The 22,319-nt window shown below is 43.5% G+C and carries 23 protein-coding genes; 10 read left to right on the forward strand and 13 right to left on the reverse strand.

The features are described 5' to 3' along the window. Positions 1–108: 108 nt before the first annotated feature. The 7 genes from R7P67_RS10115 to R7P67_RS10145 all read right to left on the reverse strand — a co-directional run bounded on the left by R7P67_RS10115 (position 109) and on the right by R7P67_RS10145 (position 7,379). Positions 109–1,179: a glycosyltransferase family 4 protein gene (locus R7P67_RS10115; protein WP_213891671.1), complete on the reverse strand. Its 1,071-nt coding sequence runs from the start codon at positions 1,177–1,179 to the stop codon at positions 109–111. Then, positions 1,154–2,680, reverse strand: a complete 1,527-nt coding sequence (locus R7P67_RS10120; RefSeq protein WP_262653743.1) for a sigma-54-dependent transcriptional regulator — start codon at positions 2,678–2,680, stop codon at positions 1,154–1,156. The genes R7P67_RS10115 and R7P67_RS10120 overlap by 26 nt, the downstream gene beginning before the upstream one ends. Before the next feature lie 308 nt (positions 2,681–2,988). Beyond that, positions 2,989–3,369: an Hpt domain-containing protein gene (locus R7P67_RS10125; RefSeq protein WP_005377636.1), complete on the reverse strand. Its 381-nt coding sequence runs from the start codon at positions 3,367–3,369 to the stop codon at positions 2,989–2,991. 11 nt (positions 3,370–3,380) lie between these two features. Next, a complete protein-coding gene (locus R7P67_RS10130; protein WP_262653745.1) occupies positions 3,381–4,067 on the reverse strand; it encodes an AAA family ATPase in 687 nt (228 codons plus the stop codon). Beyond that, a complete protein-coding gene (locus R7P67_RS10135; protein WP_064353904.1) occupies positions 4,067–6,169 on the reverse strand; it encodes an SLBB domain-containing protein in 2,103 nt (700 codons plus the stop codon). Before R7P67_RS10135 ends, R7P67_RS10130 begins: the two co-directional genes overlap by 1 nt. Continuing rightward, a complete protein-coding gene (locus R7P67_RS10140) occupies positions 6,166–7,032 on the reverse strand; it encodes an OmpA family protein (RefSeq protein WP_005377631.1) in 867 nt (288 codons plus the stop codon). The genes R7P67_RS10135 and R7P67_RS10140 overlap by 4 nt, the downstream gene beginning before the upstream one ends. Before the next feature lie 26 nt (positions 7,033–7,058). Then, entirely contained in the window at positions 7,059–7,379 is a 321-nt protein-coding gene (locus R7P67_RS10145; protein WP_017634929.1) for an STAS domain-containing protein, read from the reverse strand. 420 nt (positions 7,380–7,799) lie between these two features. On the opposite strand from R7P67_RS10145, the gene R7P67_RS10150 reads away from it, so the two are divergent. Continuing rightward, positions 7,800–8,645, forward strand: a complete 846-nt coding sequence (locus R7P67_RS10150) for a DNA ligase (RefSeq protein WP_017634928.1) — start codon at positions 7,800–7,802, stop codon at positions 8,643–8,645. Between the two features lie 15 nt (positions 8,646–8,660). Here R7P67_RS10150 and R7P67_RS10155 read toward each other — a convergent pair whose 3' ends face one another. Both R7P67_RS10155 and R7P67_RS10160 read right to left on the reverse strand, forming a co-directional pair. Continuing rightward, positions 8,661–9,659: a DUF3080 domain-containing protein gene (locus tag R7P67_RS10155; RefSeq protein WP_213891673.1), complete on the reverse strand. Its 999-nt coding sequence runs from the start codon at positions 9,657–9,659 to the stop codon at positions 8,661–8,663. Positions 9,660–9,793: 134 nt separating this feature from the next. Further along, positions 9,794–11,164, reverse strand: coding sequence for an MATE family efflux transporter (locus R7P67_RS10160; RefSeq protein ID WP_005377626.1), 1,371 nt, complete (start codon positions 11,162–11,164; stop codon positions 9,794–9,796). A gap of 392 nt (positions 11,165–11,556) precedes the next feature. Here R7P67_RS10160 and R7P67_RS10165 point away from each other — a divergent pair, with 392 nt between their 5' ends. Further along, complete coding sequence (locus R7P67_RS10165) at positions 11,557–12,168, forward strand: riboflavin synthase (protein ID WP_005377625.1); 612 nt, start codon at positions 11,557–11,559, stop codon at positions 12,166–12,168. A 75-nt stretch (positions 12,169–12,243) separates the two neighbouring features. On the opposite strand, the gene R7P67_RS10170 is transcribed toward R7P67_RS10165, so the two are convergent. Both R7P67_RS10170 and R7P67_RS10175 read right to left on the reverse strand, forming a co-directional pair. Continuing rightward, positions 12,244–12,438 carry a CPXCG motif-containing cysteine-rich protein gene (locus tag R7P67_RS10170; protein ID WP_017634925.1) on the reverse strand — a complete coding sequence of 65 codons (195 nt, stop codon included), beginning with the start codon at positions 12,436–12,438 and terminating at the stop codon, positions 12,244–12,246. A gap of 253 nt (positions 12,439–12,691) precedes the next feature. Next, positions 12,692–13,558, reverse strand: coding sequence for a fructosamine kinase family protein (locus tag R7P67_RS10175; RefSeq protein WP_005377623.1), 867 nt, complete (start codon positions 13,556–13,558; stop codon positions 12,692–12,694). Between the two features lie 224 nt (positions 13,559–13,782). Between R7P67_RS10175 and R7P67_RS10180 the strand changes: the two genes are divergently transcribed. The 3 genes from R7P67_RS10180 (at position 13,783) to R7P67_RS10190 (ending at position 16,254) form a co-directional block, all read left to right on the forward strand. Further along, positions 13,783–14,757 carry a response regulator gene (locus R7P67_RS10180; protein WP_262653747.1) on the forward strand — a complete coding sequence of 325 codons (975 nt, stop codon included), beginning with the start codon at positions 13,783–13,785 and terminating at the stop codon, positions 14,755–14,757. Continuing rightward, positions 14,757–15,719, forward strand: a complete 963-nt coding sequence (locus R7P67_RS10185) for a GGDEF domain-containing protein (protein WP_005377621.1) — start codon at positions 14,757–14,759, stop codon at positions 15,717–15,719. The genes R7P67_RS10180 and R7P67_RS10185 overlap by 1 nt, the downstream gene beginning before the upstream one ends. Before the next feature lie 190 nt (positions 15,720–15,909). After that, complete coding sequence (locus tag R7P67_RS10190; RefSeq protein ID WP_005377620.1) at positions 15,910–16,254, forward strand: DUF3802 family protein; 345 nt, start codon at positions 15,910–15,912, stop codon at positions 16,252–16,254. A 45-nt stretch (positions 16,255–16,299) separates the two neighbouring features. On the opposite strand, the gene R7P67_RS10195 is transcribed toward R7P67_RS10190, so the two are convergent. After that, entirely contained in the window at positions 16,300–16,794 is a 495-nt protein-coding gene (locus R7P67_RS10195; RefSeq protein WP_262653750.1) for an NlpC/P60 family protein, read from the reverse strand. Positions 16,795–16,928: 134 nt separating this feature from the next. Between R7P67_RS10195 and R7P67_RS10200 the strand changes: the two genes are divergently transcribed. The 4 genes from R7P67_RS10200 (at position 16,929) to R7P67_RS10215 (ending at position 20,500) form a co-directional block, all read left to right on the forward strand. After that, positions 16,929–18,947, forward strand: coding sequence for a methyl-accepting chemotaxis protein (locus R7P67_RS10200; RefSeq protein WP_262653752.1), 2,019 nt, complete (start codon positions 16,929–16,931; stop codon positions 18,945–18,947). A 280-nt stretch (positions 18,948–19,227) separates the two neighbouring features. Continuing rightward, positions 19,228–19,641, forward strand: coding sequence for an NUDIX hydrolase (locus tag R7P67_RS10205; protein WP_005389540.1), 414 nt, complete (start codon positions 19,228–19,230; stop codon positions 19,639–19,641). Between the two features lie 211 nt (positions 19,642–19,852). Next, positions 19,853–20,233, forward strand: coding sequence for a hypothetical protein (locus tag R7P67_RS10210; RefSeq protein ID WP_318085945.1), 381 nt, complete (start codon positions 19,853–19,855; stop codon positions 20,231–20,233). 48 nt (positions 20,234–20,281) lie between these two features. Further along, positions 20,282–20,500 (forward strand): hypothetical protein, encoded by a 219-nt coding sequence (locus tag R7P67_RS10215; RefSeq protein WP_054579285.1) that lies wholly within the window; start codon positions 20,282–20,284, stop codon positions 20,498–20,500. A 103-nt stretch (positions 20,501–20,603) separates the two neighbouring features. Here the strand turns inward: R7P67_RS10215 and R7P67_RS10220 are convergent, their stop codons facing one another. After that, a complete protein-coding gene (locus R7P67_RS10220; protein ID WP_318085946.1) occupies positions 20,604–21,419 on the reverse strand; it encodes a sterol desaturase family protein in 816 nt (271 codons plus the stop codon). 140 nt (positions 21,420–21,559) lie between these two features. Here R7P67_RS10220 and R7P67_RS10225 point away from each other — a divergent pair, with 140 nt between their 5' ends. Further along, positions 21,560–22,309 carry a tRNA-uridine aminocarboxypropyltransferase gene (locus R7P67_RS10225; protein WP_021033873.1) on the forward strand — a complete coding sequence of 250 codons (750 nt, stop codon included), beginning with the start codon at positions 21,560–21,562 and terminating at the stop codon, positions 22,307–22,309. Positions 22,310–22,319 lie beyond the last annotated feature (10 nt).

The following is a 22,319-nucleotide window of genomic DNA, read 5'->3' on the forward strand; positions in this document are numbered from 1 at the left end:
GCTGAGCTGCAATAGAGATGCCAAAATATGCCATTAGTTTATGTGATTGAATCTTATATGATATTTATGTTTGGAACTCATCATTCTCATATTGAGAACCAATATGGATTAGTGATCCGTTTCAATTTGATATTTTTGTAGCAATACGGGAATCACACTTTGCGCTGAGAAATCATCAATGATGGTTTGTCGAGCATTCTGGCGAATGAGTGATTGTTGCGCTTCACCAATCGACATCCAGTCATGAAGACATTTAGCAAGAGAGGGAATGTCTTCGACGATAAAACCATTTTTACCCGTTTGGATAATATCTGGAAGACGACCTACACGTAAGCTCATCACGGCAATGCCTCTCGACATGGCTTCAAGCGCCGCCATTGGAAGACCCTCATAACGAGAAGAGATGATAAGTACGCTGATATTTTCCCAAACACCTTCCATATCGGTTTGATGGCCGAAGAAAGTCACATTTGGAGGGGCAGTTTGATTAAGCGATTCTTTTTCTGGGCCATCACCGTACACACTAAACTGTAATGTTGGACAGAGCCTCGCTACCTCAATAAATTGATCGGCGCCTTTTTCCTGACTCAATCGGCCGACAAAAGCGATCTCCTGATAGTTGAGTTGACTGTTGGGAATCGAAACAAAGTTATTCAGCAGTTCTGAAGAACAAAAAACTTTGCGCTGAATACTTGGACTGACAGCAAAGCAATAGTCAGATAGGCTGCCTGAGCTTCTATCAAGCCAATCGTATAGCCATAGCTTCCCTGAGGACGATTCACCAGCATGATAAGTTGAAATCAAACGAGGAAACGTACGGGTGAGCAGTTTGGCGCAGCGCGACAAAATCGACGCTTTATAACCATGGGAGTGAACCACTGAGGGTTGGTGATTGGCGACGGCGCTTGTTAGGTGTTTAATTTTTAAAGCTTTATTGGGCTCGCCAGACAAATAGTTTAAGTAACTCACAGGGATCGCGGCTTCTTTTGCCTTCTGTACAATCTGAGCAGCTGGTGAATACTCAGTGGTTAGCACAACTCGAGCTTTGTGTCCAAAGGCTATTAATCCCCGAGCTAGCTCGATAACGTGACTTTCAATGCCACCGAATAGACGGCTATCAAGCAAGATCCAAATTTCACCAATGGCAGGTTTATCAAGATTGTTCGAGATTAATTTCATCCGCTTCCCACGCTTGTTTTTTTCGGTAAACCGTAGATGGGCTTAACTCCAGCATGACAGCGGCGTTGAGGACGTTGCCATCACAGTACGCAATTGCGTTTTGAATTGCTTCACGCTCTACTTGCCACATAGGGCGAATGGTTCCATCAGAGTTAAAGTACGGTGAGGTAGCAGCAGAGGACGGTGTACCAGGCAGCTCCGCTGCGGTAATCGACGGTTCGACCGCAGAAGGTGAAGGTTCCTCAGTATAACCAGGTGGTGGTGTGATTGGTGCAATGTTTGCTGACTCTTGAGCAACATGCGCAGGTGTCGTTGTTTTCGTAACTTTTGACTTTTTAGTGAGTTGAGCGGGTAGGTGGCTCACCGTGACTTTTTCGTCGTTATTAAGCACCACAATGTTACGTATGATGTTTTGTAGTTGCCTTACATTACCCGGCCATTCGTAATGCTTGATGATATGTTGAGCTTCACTGTCGATTGTTGAGAATTTCTTTTTGTCCTGTTTGGCGTAAGTGGTCAAGAAGTGCTTGGCAAGCGTGACGATGTCACTTCCTCGTTCACGTAATGGGGGCATATCGATAGGTATAACGTGCACACGGTAGTATAAGTCTTCACGAAAACGACCTTCTTCTACTTCTGTTAATGGATCTCGGTTAGTGGCACAAATGATTCTCACATCCACTTTCATTTCTCGAGTGCCACCAAGAGGGGTGTAAGTGCCCGTTTGTAGAAAGCGGAGCAACTTCTTTTGCATCTCAAGTTCCATTTCACACAGCTCATCAAGAAAAAGCGTGCCACCATGTGCCAGCGTCGCCGCACCTTTTCGATCTGTTGTTGCTCCAGTAAAGGCCCCTTTAACGTGACCAAAAATCTCACTTTCCATCAAATCTCGTGGAATAGCCCCACAGTTAATTGCAATAAAAGGCTTGTCTTTACGGTCACTCTGGCGGTGGACAGCTTCAGCACAAACTTCTTTACCTGTGCCGCTTTCTCCCACAATAAACACACTGGCAGAAGTTGGCGCAACAGCATCAATGGTCTTGTATACCGCCTGCATCGGGAGGCTTGAACCGATGAATCCGTGATAGTTGTGGCGATCAAACTTGGACTGAATATTTTCCACCAAATCTTCCAATTTGGCGCGTTTAAGGTGCAATGCAACTGACGTTTTTAGGCGATCAGCGTTTATGGGCTTTTCTAAGAAATCTTCCGCACCTTTTTGAATTAGATTAACGGCTAAGTCGACGCTGCCGTGTGCCGTAGCAATAATAACGGACGTAGGAATGTCATTCTGGTTGATCCAATCCAGCACGTCTTCGCCAGACATGTCGGGCAGTTTCAAATCGAGAATGATGAGCTGAGGTTTGCTTCTTTCAATAAATTGAATCGCTTCGCGACCTGTCTCGACATGAAAAATGTCATAAGGTTCGTCTTTCACATACTGCTTATAAAGTATGGCTAGTGAAGTAGAGTCCTCTACCAGTAATACCCTTGGTCTCATAGTCCCATCCCAACGTAGTTTGTTTCATTTTTTATGATTTTTGTCAGCACTACTATTTGGCATTATGAGTGGTTTATAGCTCTCTAGTGCTGAAAATTCTCAATTTGAGAAAAGCGTTATTTAAGTATTAGCACAAGGTAGGAAATTTGCGAAAAATCCATACTTTTTAATTGATTAAGTTATGCCCAAATAATTTTAAGGTGTGTGGCTTGGCGAGGATGACTGAATTTGGAGCCTAAATTTCTGAGATGATGTCGGCATCGCGCTTTATCAAACGCGATGCTTCGCTAGGGAGTAAGACACTGATACTACTCAAACCCTTGAGCTTTTCGCTTTTCTAACGCATCAAACGATTCATTGGCGAGTTGAGGAAGTGTTTCACAAAGCTCCAATGCTTTTGGTATTTTTCCTTCGACACAGTACTTCTCAATCATTCTTGCTTGTCTTGAAAGCGTTCGATTGCCTAGAGCGAGAGCAGAACTGCCCAGTGTGTGAACCTCGAACTCCAATGTTTGAAGGTCTTTTGTGCTTAATGCTTGCTCTATTTTCTCCATGCGATCGCGTGACTCTTCGACATAGTGATCAATCAAGGTAGGGATGATTTCGGCGCACGTATCTTTGATCATTTGCTGAAGAATATGCTCATCCACTAATTCTTGCTCGATAGTCAATGTGTTATTTATCGTCATAATAGCGCTCCCTATAACATAAACAGTTCGCTTTTTTTAATTTGCTGAGACAGTTTTTCTTTCCACTTTTTTGGTAAGAAACGCAGCTTGGAAACTTGGCGGATTAACTCATCTTTCAGGCTTGGTGTGTGCTTCATGTTCAATACAGAACCAATCAAGTTCGCATCGCTAGCATCAAGTAGCTTTTTGGCTTGCTCGAGCTGGGTTGCAGTCGTAGAGCCATAATGCGCTACTAACAAAGTAGCATCACATACGCCAGCAATCACTTGAGGCGCAATATTGCTTCGGTTGACACTAAGAAGTGGTGATGTATCTATCACGACGCGCTCGTACTGCGTTAACCATTGTGCAATGTTTCGTTTCAGCGTTGTTGGGTCTCGGTACGCTAACTGAGTGCTGGCGAGAGACGGAGCAGGGAGGCCGACTAAAGTTTGATGTGTATTCTCTCGTGTGATCAAATGGCCAACCTTCTCGTCATCATCAAATTCGTGAACAGTGTGATAAGCGGGTTTGAATAAGTTAAGGTCTACATACAAAGTATTGTGGCCTGCTAAAACCAAGCGCTCTGCAAGAGATGAAGCCAAGGAAGTGACACCATCTTCAGATTTACAACCCACAACACAAATCGTTTTGTGGCCCTTCTGTTCACTCTGAAGATAAATTTGCTCAATCTCAGCGTGAGTTGCAGGAATAGTCATTACAACGCTCCTATTAACACGATGGTTGTGGTGATTTGTAAAATATCTCTTAATCCGGCCCTCGCTTTTTCAACAAAGCTCTCGTCTTTATGGGGAATGTAAATCGTGTCGCCTGCGCGAATGACTGGCAGCTCATAAATGTTGGCTGTTTTACTAAAGTTCACCAAATCAAATGTTCGGGCTTGGCCTTGGCAGCAAGACATATTGACCACACTGATCTTTTCAAGGTAGGCATTGTCAGTTGGTCCTCCTGCTTCCGCTAACAGATCAAGCACAGTCATGTTGTCATTGAATACGTATCGCCCTGGGTCTCTTACTTCACCTAATACGCGTACCGTGGACTCTTTTGAACGATCTAACCAGTTTTTGTTTTTTTCTGGAATGTAAATGGTATCACCAGGACGAACGTGGGGCAGAATTGACTCATCGCCTGTTTCAAAGTACATCGATAAATTCAATTTACTCACTTTGGCATAACCTAGGCCTCGGTGTGTGACACGGATGTTGTGAATATCTGCATCCATTGTCGGTCCATCGGCGGCAGACAAAATATCCAGAAAATGCATATCTTCGGTGAAACGATAGCGCCCAGGTGCATTGATTTGCCCGAAAACGTATATCGATGCGTCAGAGCTTTGGCTTACCCATTGCGATTTATTATCGGATGGGTCGTCAGGCAATGCATGTACCCTTACGACTGTACCAGCGGAAACTCGAGGTAGGCTTGATGTTGGTGAGCCATCCAGAATGTATTGGTCTAAGTCAAATTGTGTCATTTGACCGTTATTGGCGACTTCAATTTTGGTGGTATCAGCTCGTCGAGTTGGGCCACCAACGTGTGCAAGCAGATCAATCAAATCCATTTCGTCTGACCACTCGATGCGTCCAGGGCGAACAACTTCTCCCATCACTGCGACCGCTCGACTAGGTGCTACTTTTAACCAAGACTTCTCATTGAAATCGGTTTTCTCCGGCACGAAAATCGCGTCTCCTGGTCCAACATTTGGTGGTCTGGCTGAAGATAGTCCTTCTGTATGCGCGGTAAGATCGAATTTGATGACTTTGCCATCGGCTTTTATAACGCGAATTTGGCGAGATTCTGCGTAGCGAGTGGGCCCGCCAGCGTTGGCGAGGATATCCATGAAGCTAGCGCCTTGCTTGCCTTCGTATGCCCCAGGATGGGCGACTTCACCCATCACGTAAACCACATTTGCACCTGCTTTGATTTCTTCTTCCTGTTTTGGGACAAAGATGGTGGCACCTGGCAGGATCTCCGGCAGTAGGCTTTGGTCTCCAGTATCAAGGTACTTTTTCAGGTTAAACATGGTTGGGTTATTGTTTGTTATCACGCGAATTTGCTCAACACTGGCATATCGTGTCACGCCGCCAGCTCGCATTACGACATCAACTAGCGTGGTGTTTGGCTTGTATGAGAACGAGCCAGGTGCGTTGACTTCACCAAAGACTTTGATTGCACGAGCGGAATCTGCGCTGTCACCTGAATTCGCGAGTTTTGCTGCATCAAACTCTTGCTCAATATTCCCTACGAGTGGGGAAGCGGGGACAAATAAGACATCCAGTGATTCTAGTTTTGGCAGTTGGCTATTGTCACCCGTATCAAGGAAGCGTTTGTAGTCAAATTCAATGTTTTTATTTCCACGTTTCACGATCATTTTATCAAGCTGAGCCCCAGCGCGCAGGCCGCCAGCTTCGTACACAAACATTTGAATGTTGGACCCAGAAGGTAAGGTATATTCACCGGGTTTGACCACGTAGCCTTGAACGGACACTAACAACTGTTGCTGTTTAATAAAAACTCGAGCGTTGTTAACGTCACGATACACGGTCTTTAGCCTGTCGATAATCACGTCTTGGAGTTGTTGTTCATTGTAGCCGGCCACTAACACAGGGCCGACTTCTGGTAAATTAATTCGTCCACGACGATCAACCTGAAACCCTTGGTTTAACGACGCCTCTCCAGGTAAGTTAATCTGTATTAAATCACCGACCTTAACAGTATTGCTCTCATCCGCTATGGAAGAAGGTACCCACGCGACCAGACACAACAACATTAAGAGGATAAATGGTTTCATCGTGTTCATAGCGCGCCTCCTGCCGTTGGGTTGCGGTTTATTGAGGTATCGCTATCTGAATTAGGGCTAATAACCTCGATGCTTACTCGACGATTAGTTAAACGCACGGCGGATGTTTCACCTTCATAGAGTGGCAGGTTGTCTCCGACAGATTTGGTAGTGACTCTCTCTGAAGTGATACCAAATACGGTTAGGTAACGCTTTACTTGTTCCGCACGCGCTTGAGCAAGTTTCTGGTTGTAATCGGGTGTTCCAGTTGCATCCGCATGCCCCGTTACTACAAGAGATAGGTTGGGGTGGTCACGTAAAATGTAGGCTGCTTCTGCCAAATGTCCCATGTACTTCGGGTTGATTTCTGCTGAATCGACAGCAAACTGGTTGTCGATATTAAGAAGTGCATAGATATCCGAGACTATGTTTAGGTCGCTACGCAGCGCTTCAATATCATCGGGCGGTGTGCAAGTGGTTTGGCTCAGTACGTAGTCGAGTTGTTGTTCGAGCTGGTTTAAGCGTCGACGCTGAATCACAAGGTCGTTGGCAGCGTCGAGTAAAAGCCCACCTTCTAACTCGCGCGCAATTCTATTTTGTTTTTCAAGGGCCTGAACAACTGCCGCAGGAAAACACCAGCGCGCGCCCTCTTGGATTAGTGCGTCTAGATGTAACTTGGTCAATTGCCAATCAAACCTTAACCCATGTTCTGGACCTAAAGGCTCGTCAGGCATTACTGGGGAAAACTGGTAATTCTCGATCGAGATATCTTGATAGCTTTCCGCCAAGCCACCTTTCCCGTGTTCTGGGTAGTCAAACGACGAACAACCAAACATGCCGACAACAAGACCGCTTACTGCATATCGTCGTATAAGATTTACCATGCCAACCTCCGTTTAAACCGGTATTTTTAGTGTCCTTTTGAGTTAACGGGAATGGCATGGTTGATACGAAGCAAGCTCATGATTTCTAAAGGTTGGCCTGATACGTTTTCAATACTCATGCTTCTTTCACGTTCAACTAGACGCTTATATAAGTAAACAATGGCACCAATCCCTGAAGAATCAAGAAATTGGACGTGCTGTAGGTTAATTTCGACTTCTTTGTGATGATTGTTGTGAATTACTTCATCAATGTGATGTTGTGCTTGTCGACAGCCACTTGCGTCTAAGTCACCAAAAAACTCAATGGCTAACTTGTCTTGATTGATTTCTAGTTTGCGTAATTCCATGACTCTGTCTCCGTTTGTTTTTCTAATTGGATATAGAGCAGGTAACGTGCCAATTTGAAATTAATTAAAAATCAAATAGTTAAATATTGTTAATGATATTGTTCAATTTGAGAAAGGACTGATTCTCAAATTGAGAATCAAAAACGCACACAGAAATGGTTTGCTTATAAGAGGTGTTGAGCCGAAAGAAGTCGTTAGAGCGGGGGGCATCATAATTAGATTCCACCTCGATTGACGAACCATCCGCCTTACGTGAATAACGTGTAACGACTAAATGCAAAACCTGTCATAAAGTTTATGATTATCTTTGCAAATTATTACTAATGTTGATTGTTATGAGTCGAAGAACAACTAGTAATAAATAGGTCATCGAGAGGACTTACGTTTCAATAAAGACGATTTTTTGTACAAGGTCTTCTTATGCCACTAAAAATGACATTAATTGCGCTGGCTGTTATGGCAGCGTCTTCACAGCCTCAAGCGGATACTTCTCTCGCACCACCAGTTTCTCTTGCACAAAGCTATCAGGATGGCATTGATGTGTCTGAATATTGGTATAGCGAAAAACTTGATGGTGTTCGCGCTTATTGGACTGGGCAACATCTCGTGACGAGAAATGGTAATCGAATCTACGCCCCAGATTGGTTTACAGGACCTTTACCTGACTATCCATTGGACGGTGAACTTTGGGCTGGGAGAGGTAACTTCCATCTTGTTCAGCAAACGGTATTAGATAAAACTCCTGTAGAGTCTGCTTGGCGACATATCGACTTTATGATCTTTGATATGCCATATTCCGCTGGTGATTATCGGAAGCGTTATTACAACATCAAAGACTTAGTGCTTGAAGTCGACCAGCCTCATATCAAATATGTCGAGCACCGAGCGATTCAAAATGAAGCTCATCTGTTTACACAGTTGGATAAAATTTCAATATCCGACGGTGAAGGGGTGATGTTGCGGAAGGTATCAAGCCGCTATCAGGCTGGACGCGGTAGTGATTTGCTTAAACTAAAACGATACGCAGATGATGAAGCGTTAGTTGTGGGTTATAAGCCAGGAACAGGGCGCTTATTAGGTATGATGGGAGCAATGTTAGTTCGCTTACCAAATGGCATTGAGTTTTACATCGGTAGCGGATTTACCGATGAAGTGCGTCGCCAGCCTCCGAAAATTGGTTCAACCATTACATTTAGATATAACGGTTTTACACATACTGGTAAACCACGTTTTGCTCGATTCTTGCGTGAAAGGTTGAAGGAATAGAACGCTCTGCACTTACTAGTTGCCAACGGTTACGCCACATCGTTTGAAGAGACCCTGCCAAAACTGAACGTGGTTTAGGGTTTCTTGCCTAAATGTCCTATGTGCCTCAATGATGCCATACTGGTGACCATGGAGTTGCATACGGTTCTCCACCAAAGTGGCACCATCATTAAGTTGTTGATAGGTACTGTCTAAATAAGCCAAATAAGGTTGCACTTCTTCAACGTAAATGGATTGAAAGACATTTCTTAAGTAGCGGAACTGGGTGGTGTCTCTGTTCGGCCCGCACAATACATTGCTCTGGTTCTGCTCAAGTAGTTGAGTTGTCGCTTTTAACCAAAGGGATGTGTTTACCATTGAATAGTAAAGTCGTCCGAGTAAACGAGATTTCTCTAACTCTTCTTGATATTGCGTAACTTCCACATCGGGTAGACGTGAGACCGCGCGGTGGGGTAAATCATACATTTCGCTGAAAATACGATAGACATCGTTAATGCGTGCAATATCATTCGTCGTGTCTTGAGATAGCCAATCAGAGGCAGTTAGTTGCTTTTGCATGGCATCACTTACGAGTAGTAAGTTGTCGAGATGAATGTCTAAATGTTGCCACTTGGTTGAGTAAAGCTCTGTCAATGTCGCGCGTTCTTCATCGCTAAGTGGAAATTCGGATAAACATCGATTCATGACTCTTAAAAGGGCAGTTTGATAATCAAAATCATGAAAGGCATCCTGCACCTTTCCAAGTTGTGAGTTTTTCTCGGCAAGTAAATTAAAGAGTCCGCACTGTCGTAATTGATAGCTCTCTAGCAGGCCAATAGATAGCCTTGGCAATGGTTCGAACAAAACGCGTTTCGCAGGAATCGTTACTGTAGACTGTAATTCTATTGGAATAGCAGGAACGTCCAATACATTGGCTACACGTTGATGATACTTATCAAACACGGCGTTCTCTGGATTGAACCAGTTATCACAACCATTAAGAAGCAAGATTAAGAACAATAAAATAGACCGCACAAATATCCTTTTTTATAATTTCGTATCCGTTGTCTAGAGAGCAAAATCAACCGCTTCGTAATCTTGTTATAAGTATACTCAACCGTGTGATTATTCGATCAAAAAAGCCAGCGGATGCTGGCTTTTTTTACTTTTTATTGAACTGAAAAGTTCAATTGCACTTCTGGCTCTTGGCGATGCATCCAACGCATTCTGACGCCTAACATAAAGGCCGCAGAAGATAGGCCGATGATAAAACCAAGCCAGAAGCCTTGTGCTCCCATTGGCTCGACAATCCAGTCTGTACGGCCAAGGACGTAACCAATTGGCAGCCCAAGAATCCAATAAGCAATAAAAGTACGGTTGAAGATGGCTCGCATGTCTTTATAGCCGCGTAATGCACCAGCTGCGATTACTTGAACCGCATCCGTACATTGATAAACAGCGGCAAACACGAGCAGGTGCATCGCTAGAGTGATTACCTCTGGGTTGCTAGTGTAAAGCTCGGCGATCCACTCACGAGACAAGACGGTTAAAATCGCTGTGAGAACGGACAAAGCTAGACCAACCATAATGCCGACTCGTGACGCTACGCGCGCGCCATCGACGTTTTCTTCACCAAGTCGATGGCCGACACGAATGCTTACTGCTGCACCAATACTCATTGGTAGCATAAATACCAACGAGGAGAAGTTAATCGCGACTTGATGCGCTGCCACAATGATAGGACCCAGTGGTGAAACGAGCAGTGCAACAACAGCAAACAGTGTCACTTCAAAAAACAGCGCTGCTGCAACAGGAAAGCCGAGCTTGAATAGACGAACTTGCGCTTTCCATTGTGGGCGATGCCATTCTCCAAATAGGTTGATGCTTTTCAATCGCTCTGATGTCATCACATACAGCAATAGCATGGCAAACATGACCCAGTAAACAATCGTGGTTGCTACACCACAGCCAACACCGCCTAATTCAGGTGCACCAAACTTGCCGTACACGAAAATCCAGTTTAGAGGAATGTTGAGCAGCAAACCGATAAAGCCAATAACCATTGCCGGTTTCGTCAATGACATACCATCCGTAAAGCTTCTAAGCGTTTGGAAAAGTAAAAAAGCGGGTACTGCTAATATAACGGCATGAATGTATCCCACCGTTTTTTCAGCCATCAGTGCTTCAACATCCATCAGCCCGAGAATAAACTGGGTTTGAAGCAGGACTGCAATTATCGGCACACTGATCAGCAATGCCAAAACGACGCCTTGCTGAATTTCAAACGGGATTTTCACTCGACGACCAGAGCCATTTAACTGTGCGACAACAGGGACCAATGCCATTAATAAACCCACCCCAAACAAAATGGATGGTAGCCAAATACTTGAAGCGACAGAAACCGCAGCCATGTCGGTGGCGCTAACGCCGCCAGCCATTACGGTATCAACAAACCCCATACCAGTTTGAGCGACAGATGCGATCAATACCGGGGTCGCCAATTTGATAAGACTTGATGCTTCTTCTTTATAGCGATGCACGAAAAATACTCCAGAGCGGAACAATAAGTTGAAAGAATGAGAGTACTCGAGGGCAAAAGATGTGGTGAACGGATCTGATGGTTGATTTTAGTCACGATAAGGTGAAAAAATGCCTCGGAGAAACTCCGCGCAAATGATAAACAATTGTATGTTTATATTCCATAGCTAGGTAGCGAATAGTCGATAACACTGACTGGACGCTCTCCACGCTAAGGATACGCTTTTACTGAGAACAGCAGCGAATCATGGTAATGTTGAAGCATGCATGAGAACAAACCAGTGTTCATTAAGCCATGGCTTTATCGTCTGCGGTCTTTATTTCCGACCTGTAGCGCAGTGTTTAGGGCTTAGTCTTCGACTACAGTTGGTATTAAATCAATAGGTAAAAAGAAATGTTTACAGGAATAGTTCAGGGTACGGCGAAGGTCGTTAAAATTGATAAAAAAGAACGCTTTCAAACGCACGTTGTCGAGTTAAGCGATGAACTTTGTAAAGGGTTAGAAATTGGTGCATCCGTTGCACACAACGGATGTTGTCTAACTGTGACTAAGATCGAAGGCAACCTTATCAGTTTTGATTTAATGCAAGCGACATTGGCTCTTACTAATTTAGGTCGGCTGGTGGAAGGGGATAGCGTAAACATTGAGCGCGCGGCTAAGTTTGGTGACGAAATAGGCGGGCATAGCATGTCTGGTCATATTAGTTTAACGGCAGATATTGTCGATATCATCGATACGCCCAATAACCGCACGATTTGGTTCCAACTGCCGCAAGAATCAATGAAATATGTATTAGCGAAAGGTTACATTGGTTTAGATGGCTGCTCGCTAACTATTGGTGAAGTTGAAGCGTGTCGTTTTTCGGTACACCTAATTCCAGAAACCTTGCAGCGAACGCTTTTCGGAGTGAGACAAGTAGGGGAGCGTGTTAATATTGAGTTTGATCCTCAGACTCAAGCAATTGTTGATACTGTTGAGCGCGTTCTTGCAGCAAAACAGCTTTAGAATGAGAAAAAGGAGCCTAGTGCTCCTTTTTCATTTAAGCGTTTTTATATTTCTGATGTTCACATGCTCGAGCTGTTATTCGTAATTGTCATCGATAAATAGTTCGACCTTATCTTGTAACTCATCCACTCGCATATTTAGGTGGATAGCGTGGCAACAAGCTGGGCAATCATCATAAAACTCTTGGTCACCATTACTTGCATCTAATGTAATGCCGATAGAGTGTCCGCAATGCGGGCACTTTACATACCTTTCGGTATAATTTTTCATACAACAACTCCTAATCTCGCAGGGCTTTTAAACACACTATTCATCAAGGAAGTACAGCCCTTTACTTACTTTGCCTACAAGGAAAATAGGCACAATCCAAAGTTAAGTCTCCTTTGATATTAGGCAGAGTTGTTGCTAATTGAGTCGAAATAAGTACAAAACTTGACCCCAAACTCAACCTTGAGCTTAGGGTGATTTTCTGTAGTGATGTGCCTCGAGATTTTACATCTTGAAATATGCAGTGGCTTCCAAATTAATAAGAAATGATTTTATTAATAACCAGTTGAGCCTGTTCCAAGTAATGGCCGCCAAACAAATTACAATGGTTGAGAACATGGTAAAGGTTATAGATATCTTTACGTTCCTCATAGCTTGAAGAAAGTGGCATAACCGATTCGTAGCCTTGATAAAATTCTGGTTGAAATCCACCAAAAAGCTCTGTCATCGCAATATCACACTCCCTGTCCCCCCAATAGCACGCAGGATCGTAACAGATAGGACCGAATGCAGTGAGTGCCGCATTTCCATTCCATAAATCGCCATGCAACAAAGAAGGTTCCGGAGCATGGTTTGCTAGCCGCTGTTTTACGACGTCGATAAAGTCATCGATATCAACCAAGGTGACGCCTTTTTCTTTAAGGAGCTGTAATTGCCAACCTATGCGTTGCTCAGCAAAGAATACACACCATTTCTTGTGCCATTTGTTGGGCTGTAGAGTCGAACCGAGATAGTTGTCGGTATCAAAACCAAACTCTTTTTGCTCGCCCCATTGGTGTAGGTGAGCTAATTGCTGCCCAAATTTAAAGCTGTTGGGACCATCTTCTAATGGTTTCGTTGGAAGGTAGTTAAGAATTAGGAATGAGGCATTTTTGGTTTTACCAACCAATACCACCTCAGGTACAAATAGGGTGGATGTTTCACGCAAAAGATGCAGGCTTTCAGCTTCTACCTCAAATTTAGACAAAAACTCGCGATCGTTAATTTTCACAAAATAACGTTGCTCGCCATCATTGATCATGTAGCTTTCACTGATATCCCCACCAGACAGCCTTACTTTTTCCGTGATCTGGTAATCGAACAATAAAGTATCAGAAAGCTGTTGCGATATTGCTTGCCACATACAAAACCTCGCGAATCTATTTGACCACCAATAGTTTAGGATAAATAGCAGGGAGTTGGCGCTATGTTGAGCATACTTAGTAAAGAAACCTTCCTCTTAGTGTAGTCAATTTGTATAAATGTGAATCAAATCGCTTATAAGCCTCTGATTTGTTGGCTTAGCATATGGAGATGAACGTTTACAACAGGTATTATGATTTTTTTGACGTTAGTTCCATTGGTGGCATGAAAATACTGATATGTGATGACTCAGCTGTTGCAAGAAAGCTTATTGCGCGTTCTATCGTACAAGATACATCATTGCATCTTATTGAAGCGCAAGATGGTTATGAGGCGCTTAATATTCTTGCTGAGAAAAATATCGATATTTTGTTTCTCGATTTAACGATGCCCATAATGGATGGTTTTGAGGTCCTCGAATCATTACCTGTTAGCCAGTACCCGACCAAAATCGTCATTATTTCTGGAGATGTTCAACAAGAGGCAAAACAGCGCTGTCTCGATCTTGGTGCTCAAGCTTTTATCGCTAAGCCTCTGACAGAAGAGCAGGTGCTCCCGCTATACGAACAATTAGGGCTGCATTATGCGTTCAAACCTAGTCATTCGGTTGATTCTAAAAACCAGGGTTGCGAAGAGCTTTCCTTACTAGCCAAATTCCGTGAAATTGCGAATATTGCCCTTGGTAAAGGGGCTGCGATTATGGCCGACCATTTACATGAGTTCATCCAACTTCCTGTTCCTCATGTTGGACCTTTGTCCTACGGCGAGCTTCATATGACACTGGTTGATGTGGTTGGGCGTGACAGTTCCGTTGCGGTAGCGCAGAGGTTTGTCGGTGGTGGTATTCACGGAGAGGCACTGGTGTGTTTACGTGGTAGGGATATCAATCAGATTGGGGAAAAATTAGGTTACCTCCTTGAGTTTACGCCTCATAATGAAATCATCTTGAATATCTCTAACCTACTGGTTTCGTCATTTCTCACATCATTGGGCGATCAACTCGACAAGCAGTTCTCACTTCGTCAGCCAGGCATTGTGGATACCTTAACACCTTATTGTGAAGAGCAAGGCGAGTTGGGTGAGCTCTTTACTATCGAATACACCTACATGGCAGAAGCGCTCGATTTCGAGTGCGAGGTACTGTTTTTAATTGATAAGCCATCCGTAGAAATAATCTATGAAATCATGGAGCTAATCTAATGTCCGATATCACGCTGGACATAGCAGACTTTCATTGGGTCACACAAATTCTCGATACGATGGATTCAGGGCTTATTGTTTTGGATCAAGAGTATAAAGTGTGTGTGTGGAACAGTTTTATGCAGTCATACAGTGGCATTCTATCACAAGAAATTCTTGGTGAATGTTTATTTGAGCATTTTGAAGAGCTGCCAAGAACTTGGCTAGAAACCAAGATAAAAGCTGCCGCCGATCTGGAAACTCGTTCTTTTTCTAGCTGGGAAAACCGACCGTATCTTTTTAAGTTCAACAATTTTTCTCCGGTTTCAAACAGCAGTGATTTTATGTATCAAGATATCGTGATCACGCCGTTAATTGGGCTCTCAGGAGAGGTCAGCCACATAGCGATTCAAGTCAATGATGTTTCTGAAACTGCGAGAAATCGCATTCATTTGAAAGAAACAAATCAACATTTGTCGGAAATCAGTCGCAAAGATGGTTTAACAGGTTTATTTAATCGCGCTTATTGGGAGCAATCATTGAAAGATGAGTTTGCTCACTTAAAAGTTATCGACGGACCATGCTCATTAGTAATATTCGATATCGACCACTTTAAGAAGGTGAATGATACTTATGGTCACCCGACAGGGGACGAAGTCATTCGTCGAACCTCTGCCTTGTTGAGAAAAACAGCAAGAAGCAGTGACATCTGCGGTCGTTTTGGTGGTGAAGAGTTTACCGTACTACTTCCTCACACAAACCAGGAGCAAGCTTGCTATTTCGCAGAGCGTTTGCGCAAAAGAATTGAGCAAGAGATCGTGAAAGTGGAAGATTTTTTGATTAATTACACGATAAGTATTGGTGTTTGCGAGTATAAGCCTTATTTTGAAACTCACACTCAATGGTTAAAGAGTGCCGATGCTGCGCTGTATCGTGCAAAAGAAAATGGTCGTAACCAAACCTGTTTGCATGAAAATGGCTGAAATATAAAAAGGTTTGAAGAAACCCTGTATCCGAATTCAGTGAAGCAAAGCTCAATTGTTTGAAAATCATCCAGTTGGTTCGTGAATGTTTGTTAATATGAAATAAGTTAATGAAATTTTCTCGGCATGTCTTACTATTGAAACTATTCTGCTTTCAGCTTCGAAGGCTTGCAATAAACGGAGAAAAACAGTGGTTTTAGAAACCGATGGATATCTCGCTCTTATCGAGCACTTGTCTCTAAATCTAGATATTTTTACGACCGAAATTGGCGACACTGGATCCGAAAGCATCGAAGATGTTGTCACCGATATGGTGGCTTCAAACATCATGGCGATTTTTGAGCAAAATCCAGAACTTCACTCGAGCGTACGCTTCAAATTGTTGAAAGAGGCTGATGCAGTTGTTGAAGATCTTGGTGAGATATTGGCTGGGGTATGGCATAAAAAAGCGACCAATGAACAGATCACGTTCCTTGATGAATACATCGCTCTGGTCAAAAATCTGTTCGATAATGCTGTTGCGACTTACGACTGATATTGTTTTAACTTACAGCAATGTCCGGTTAAAGAGTAAGAGGAGTTACATTGTAACTCTTCTTATTTGCCAAAACTTAGATGCCCAGTATGGGTTGTCGATTCTTGAAATAATCACACCTCTAGACGTCGATGCATGCATGAACTGCTTGTTACCCAAGTAAATTCCGACATGATAAGTTGTACGTCTTGTTTTAAAAAACACTAGATCCCCTTGCTTGGCATCCGTCCAACTTAACTCCACACCTTGCTTTGATTGCTGCCTAGTTGTCCTTGGTAACGAGAGCTGATAAGCCTCAACAAACGCTTTTTGTACAAATGCTGAGCAATCAATTCCAGATTTCTGTGTCCCGCCTAAGCGATAAGGCGTGCCGTGCCACTCTGTGTAAAAGTCGAACAAGTCAGGGTTGTCCGACAATAGCTGATTTGTAGGTGCTGTCACCTGTGCTTGCTCACTAGGCTCAGGCCCAGAAGAGCAGGCGCTTAGTAGCACACTGATTATCAAAGGAAAATATACTCGACGCAAATCACCACCTGTCATCTCTATGACTCACAACTGAAATATTAGTGTCATAACCAATCCATAGTATGGGCTGCAAATCACGGTTTTGTCTCACAAATGTGACGGAATCACTGCAGAACCGATTCAACCTTAAGAAAGAATAAAAATTGATTATGGCAAAGCGAAAACGCTCACGCACATCACTTTCACTGATTCAGGCTGTCAGTGCAACATTTTTAACTATCATTGCTCTTGTTATAGCCCTTTCTGTCTCAAGTTTCAAAGGAATGGAACAGGTAGGGGAACAATTTGAAGACTTGTCGCAAAAAGCATTACCCATCGCGATGGCAAACGCAAAGTTAACCAGGAATGTATTGGAGATGGTTAAGCTACTCAACCATGGTATGCAGATTACTGAGCCGAAAGAGTTGCCTCTCATAAAAGAGCAAATCGACTCTCTTGCAACTCAAAGCACAACTTTGGTTGTGGAAGCGTCTGGTGTAGCTCAGCAACTTTCGGAGGAGTTAGACACCAAACTAGCGCGTTTACATAACATCACGCAGTCCATTTTGTTGAAGCAATCTTCGGTGATACAAATTCAAATGGATATTGATGCCGCTGTTGGTGGTTTTCGCTATGGGCTTAGCTCTATCGGTCCGGAAATGAATCGAATCAGTTCGTTCCTTAGTGCTGATAATCCTGAGTCGAGCGATGCCGCTAACCGTTTCATTGCTTCTGCAAGCTCAATGGAAAGTACGTTCTTAGTCATGATGATGCACTCAGAATTAAACAAAGCCGAAAAAGAATACCGAGAAATGCGAAATCGCATAGCAGGTATTAAACTCGCCTATGAAGACTTCCAATCTTTCCATCCTGAAGTAAGTGAATATGCAAGCTTAACCGCACCATATGAGATGGTGAAACAAGGCTTTAGTGAAAAGGGCGTGCTGCGTTTGATCCTCGCCAAACTAGAACAAGGGGAATTGCAACGTTCAGAGTTTAAACAGGCTTCGATGCTTGCGGATGAAACCATGCGGTTACTTGATCAAATCTCCCAAAGCGCTGGTCAGTTGATCGATGAAAAGGAGCGGGTGGTCAACGAGACCATTGAATCGGTGAGCGTTGTGCTCGTGTTTGCGGCGTGTGTGATTTCTTTTATTATTCTGGTTACTTGGTTTAGCCTAAAGTCATGGACAAACCGAGGGTTAAGGAATGTACTAACGCGTCTTTCAGCACTTACCGAACATGATTTTCGTGACAAGGCAGAAGAAGTCGGCCCCTATGAGCTGAAAGAAGTAGCACGAAAGTTGAATCAAGTAATCGATTCCACACACGACTCAATTCAAACGGTGACGCGCAATTGTGAAACGCTTTATCAGACGGCAGAAGTAAGTCACAGTGCAGCCGAACAAACAAGTGATGGGTTGGCAACACAAAATGAAGCGTTGTCGAGTATGATCACGACCATAACGGAGCTTGAAGCCTCTATTCGTGAAATAGCAATGGTGACAAATGCATCTTCACAGGACTCGCTCCTTGCAACCCAACACACTGAAAAAGGGGTTCAAGTCGTAGAACAAAACCGCGAACGTTTGGAGTCATTAGAAAGCTCTTTGGATGTAAATGAACAGTCAATGTTAGAGCTAGACCAGCGTGTTAAACAGATTCGTGAAATGGTGGACATGATCAGTGGGATCGCGGACAACACCAACTTGCTTGCTCTCAACGCGGCAATAGAGGCTGCCCGTGCTGGTGAGCAAGGGCGTGGATTTGCTGTTGTCGCTGATGAAGTTCGCAAACTTGCAAGTGATACCTCTCAACAAACTACGAACATCCGAGAAATGATGAGCGAGCTTATTACTGCCGCAGAGCGTTCGCGCCAAGCAGTTAATGATTCAAGAGAAGAAATGACCCACGCGCTACAGTCCAGCAATGAAGTGAAATCGACATTTTCTGATATCAACCTCGCGGTTAAGCACATTCAAGAACGTGTTGAACAAATCTCAGTTGCTACAGAAGAACAAGAACGAGCGACGGCAGATGTATCTCAATCCATCACGCATATTTCTGATCTTGGCGAACGCACAAAGCTGCAGCTTGAGTCTATGGTTGAGAGTTCTGAGCAAGTGGCGGAAATTGCCGGGCACCAGCAAGCAATGCTGCACAAGTATGAGCTTCATCAGACCAAGTAAATGAGATGTTTCCACCGACTAAAAGCAGAACCTCGGTTCTGCTTTTTTGTTACGGCTACCCATTTAATGGCTCCTATTTGCATTGCAAAAGTGAGTTACATCTCATCTCGTTCATTTCTAAAGGGTTTAGTTATCACAACGTGATGTTAATGCTTTGTTCGAGGGACTCGTTGACTAGAATGTCGCTAGAATTCAAAGGAATGAATCATGCAGCTTCATGCGATTTCTTTATATCCAGAGAAAGCTAAAGCCTTTTGCTTGAAGCATAAGGAGTGGTTTTGTGATCGATAAAGTTTGCCCCGTCGTTCTACGTAATCAAAATCAAGAGATCCTACTTTTTAAACATCCGTTGGCGGGTGTTCAGCTCGTCAAGGGCACTGTTGAAGTGTTTGATGAAAGTTACATCATAGCAGCCAAGCGGGAGCTCGCTGAGGAGTCTGGTATCACACATGTTCGTTCCGCACGATATTTATGCTCATGGGACAGTGGCTTTCAAAATCAAGTATGGCATTTTGTTTTGTGTGAGTGTGCTGGCCTCGCTAATTCATGGCTGTTTCATACGCAAGACGATGGCGGACATGATTTTGCGTTCTTCTGGCACGATGTCGAGAGCGGCCTTCCCGCGAATGCACATACTGTGTTTCAGCGCGGGCTGGAAAAGGTACGAGAGTTGATAAACCAAGGCGTGATTTAAAGGAGGATTCTGTCATTGCATTGGCGGATTTGGGCGAAACGCCACAGCAAACACTATGCTTCTACTAGAAGCAAATAAAGAAGGTAGAGCAGCCGTTACTGTTCTCATCGTGTTGATAATGGCACTGTCGATCTCAAAAATGGCGATGAGATTACAAATGTTTAAGTGACTTCTATATGCTTTGCTCATTCATTCAGATAAGGAAACGGTAATGGATAAATTCGTCGTGTTTCTCTTATGCCTTTTTATGACAGTTGGCGGAGTGGTTCATCTTTATGACAACATTGTTGGTGGCTTTTTACCTTACGATTTTGCGCCACGCTGGTTGAATATGTATTGGAGCGCTTTGGGACTATTGGACTTATTAGCAGCGTATCTATTGGTCAAGCATCGCCGCTCTGGCCTAGTTGTTATGTTATTGACTCTTATAACCAATGTTATCTTTAGTTCCCACGCTCACTATACATTAGAAATATTAGATAACAACGTCGCCCTACAAATGAAGACACTGTTTTTAGGGTTCTCATTTGGGGTATCTATCTGGTTATGGAATGCGCGAAAACATAGTCAATCACGCCAAATATTTCGTTAATTATTATTTTCACAACACTCGATTAAGGATTGTAAACAGGGACTCGTTATGAACGATTTTAAAGACTTGGCCAGTTTTGCTGGTTTCAGCGTACTGACAGGTTTGAGCTTTGCCACCACTTTCTTCAGCCTTGCTTTTCTATACAGCTCAATGGAGGCACAGCAAGTAATGAACACCAATGCTTTGGCATGTGCAGTGCTTGGTGTTGTTGGTTTATTTGTTGGTATTACTCAGTTAAACAAAAAGCGTCAGCTAGCAGAAAACTAATCTGTTCTTACACATCATGAGGATGAAGTAGTGTTTAACAGGGGTTTAGGCTTGGTCTATTCGTTTTGTTGACATACTTCATCCAACAATATTTTTTCAACCATTACTTCTTCTCTTTATTGTAGCGAAAGGGCTGCGTTAAAAGCTTATCTAATCTTTGCTCTTCTTCGTCTCTAATTTCCGGCACACCAATAACAACATCTTCATGACCCAACTTAGGCTGAGCTCGGTATGTCCCAAAAAAGCGGTCCCAAACTGAAAGGAAAAAACCAAAGTTTGAGTGGGTCTCTTTTACTATCACTGAATGGTGCACGCGATGCATGTCTGGTGTAACGATGACGTTTCGCAGTTTTTGGTCCATAGATAAAGCCAGTTTTGCATTACTGTGATTAAACATCGCGCTCGCATTAAGCACAATTTCAAATACCACAATTCCGATAGGTGAAACACCTAAGATAAACACGGCTGCAATTTTTACTCCCATTGAAATGATTATTTCGAAGGGATGAAAGCGTGCGCCTGTAGTGACGTCTATGTCGAGATCGGCGTGATGCATTCGGTGAATCTTCCACAGCGGTTTTACATGATGAAAGACAACATGCTGAGCGTAAATGACGAAATCAAGCAAAATGACGGTTAGAAAAGTGTTTAACCAATCGGGGAGGGACAGAATATTCAGCAGCCCCCATTGTTGCTCCTGAGCTATGACCGCAGCTTGAAAGGCGGCGATAGGCATGATTAAAGCAATAACTAGGCTGTTAAAAGCGACCAATGACAAGTTATTGACCCAGCGAAACCTGCGCGAAGCGGTCAGTGTTTTTCTAGGCAATTTGTTTTCCCAAATGGCACAAAGCAATAATACGCCAAGGAAAAAGCCTAATCTGAGCCATGAGGGTTCTTGAAATGTCGTTTCTGTCACTGTCATTCCCTTATTTATTTCTTTATCTATGACCGAGATAAGAGTGAAATTATTTCAACACACTGCTGATGGGCTTATCTTGAGGCGAAACCATAATATCAGTAGAATCGCGCTCTACTTTTTACTTGGCATTACTTACCATGAGAATTCACGCTTTCCACCGTTTATATCAGTACCGACAATCTATCTCAACCAAGCCTTTCAACGCGCGTGGATGTAAAGTGGTTCGTTGCCAATATTGCCAGGTTTCTGAGCAACACTGTTTGTGCGACCTTCAGCCAAACATCAAGGCCAATATTGCATGTATGTTGATTGTTTCTGAAAACGAAGTGTTTAAGCCAAGTAATACCGGTCGTCTAATCGCTGATACGATTCAAGAGACTTACGTGTATCAATGGAACCGAACAGAACCGTCTGAAGAGATGCTAGCGCTACTACAGGATGACAGTTACCAACCGGTGATTGTATTTCCTGCAGACTATGTGGATGATCCCTCTCGTTTAATTGAAGATCTAGAGCCAGGGCGATTGGTAAAAGAAGATGTCGAGAACAAAAAATGGTTGCTGATCTTTATTGATGGTAGCTGGCGTGAGGCGCGAAAGATATTCCGTCGTTCTGATTTTCTTAAATCTTTGCCTGTGCTTTCCATTGAGCCGGAATCTCTGTCTGAATACATCATGCGCCGCTCCGAGAATGAGCAGCATCTTTCAACCGCCGAAGTCGCGACATTAGTTTTAAAACAAGCTGGTGAGCCGAAAGCTGCGGAATGCCTTCAATTGTGGTTTGAAGCCTTCAGAGAAACTTACATGCTGAGCAAGACTCGAGTCAAAAACGACCCTAACCAGCCACACTTGAAACGTTTCAAAGAGTGGATGAAAACCGAGAGCTGACTCTAAGGAA

The sequence above is a fragment of the Vibrio sp. Vb0937 genome (assembly GCF_033338855.1).

What these genes read in the sequence shown, in the direction of transcription:
- R7P67_RS10115 (WP_213891671.1), bottom strand. Translation starts at nt 1,179, where the DNA reads ATGAAATTAATCTCGAACAATCTTGATAAACCTGCCATTGGTGAAATT.
- R7P67_RS10120 (WP_262653743.1), bottom strand. Translation starts at nt 2,680, where the DNA reads ATGAGACCAAGGGTATTACTGGTAGAGGACTCTACTTCACTAGCCATA.
- R7P67_RS10125 (WP_005377636.1), bottom strand. Translation starts at nt 3,369, where the DNA reads ATGACGATAAATAACACATTGACTATCGAGCAAGAATTAGTGGATGAG.
- R7P67_RS10130 (WP_262653745.1), bottom strand. Translation starts at nt 4,067, where the DNA reads ATGACTATTCCTGCAACTCACGCTGAGATTGAGCAAATTTATCTTCAG.
- R7P67_RS10135 (WP_064353904.1), bottom strand. Translation starts at nt 6,169, where the DNA reads ATGAACACGATGAAACCATTTATCCTCTTAATGTTGTTGTGTCTGGTC.
- R7P67_RS10140 (WP_005377631.1), bottom strand. Translation starts at nt 7,032, where the DNA reads ATGGTAAATCTTATACGACGATATGCAGTAAGCGGTCTTGTTGTCGGC.
- R7P67_RS10145 (WP_017634929.1), bottom strand. Translation starts at nt 7,379, where the DNA reads ATGGAATTACGCAAACTAGAAATCAATCAAGACAAGTTAGCCATTGAG.
- R7P67_RS10150 (WP_017634928.1), top strand. Translation starts at nt 7,800, where the DNA reads ATGCCACTAAAAATGACATTAATTGCGCTGGCTGTTATGGCAGCGTCT.
- R7P67_RS10165 (WP_005377625.1), top strand. Translation starts at nt 11,557, where the DNA reads ATGTTTACAGGAATAGTTCAGGGTACGGCGAAGGTCGTTAAAATTGAT.
- R7P67_RS10170 (WP_017634925.1), bottom strand. Translation starts at nt 12,438, where the DNA reads ATGAAAAATTATACCGAAAGGTATGTAAAGTGCCCGCATTGCGGACAC.
- R7P67_RS10175 (WP_005377623.1), bottom strand. Translation starts at nt 13,558, where the DNA reads ATGTGGCAAGCAATATCGCAACAGCTTTCTGATACTTTATTGTTCGAT.
- R7P67_RS10180 (WP_262653747.1), top strand. Translation starts at nt 13,783, where the DNA reads ATGAAAATACTGATATGTGATGACTCAGCTGTTGCAAGAAAGCTTATT.
- R7P67_RS10185 (WP_005377621.1), top strand. Translation starts at nt 14,757, where the DNA reads ATGTCCGATATCACGCTGGACATAGCAGACTTTCATTGGGTCACACAA.
- R7P67_RS10195 (WP_262653750.1), bottom strand. Translation starts at nt 16,794, where the DNA reads ATGACAGGTGGTGATTTGCGTCGAGTATATTTTCCTTTGATAATCAGT.
- R7P67_RS10200 (WP_262653752.1), top strand. Translation starts at nt 16,929, where the DNA reads ATGGCAAAGCGAAAACGCTCACGCACATCACTTTCACTGATTCAGGCT.
- R7P67_RS10210 (WP_318085945.1), top strand. Translation starts at nt 19,853, where the DNA reads ATGGATAAATTCGTCGTGTTTCTCTTATGCCTTTTTATGACAGTTGGC.
- R7P67_RS10215 (WP_054579285.1), top strand. Translation starts at nt 20,282, where the DNA reads ATGAACGATTTTAAAGACTTGGCCAGTTTTGCTGGTTTCAGCGTACTG.
- R7P67_RS10225 (WP_021033873.1), top strand. Translation starts at nt 21,560, where the DNA reads ATGAGAATTCACGCTTTCCACCGTTTATATCAGTACCGACAATCTATC.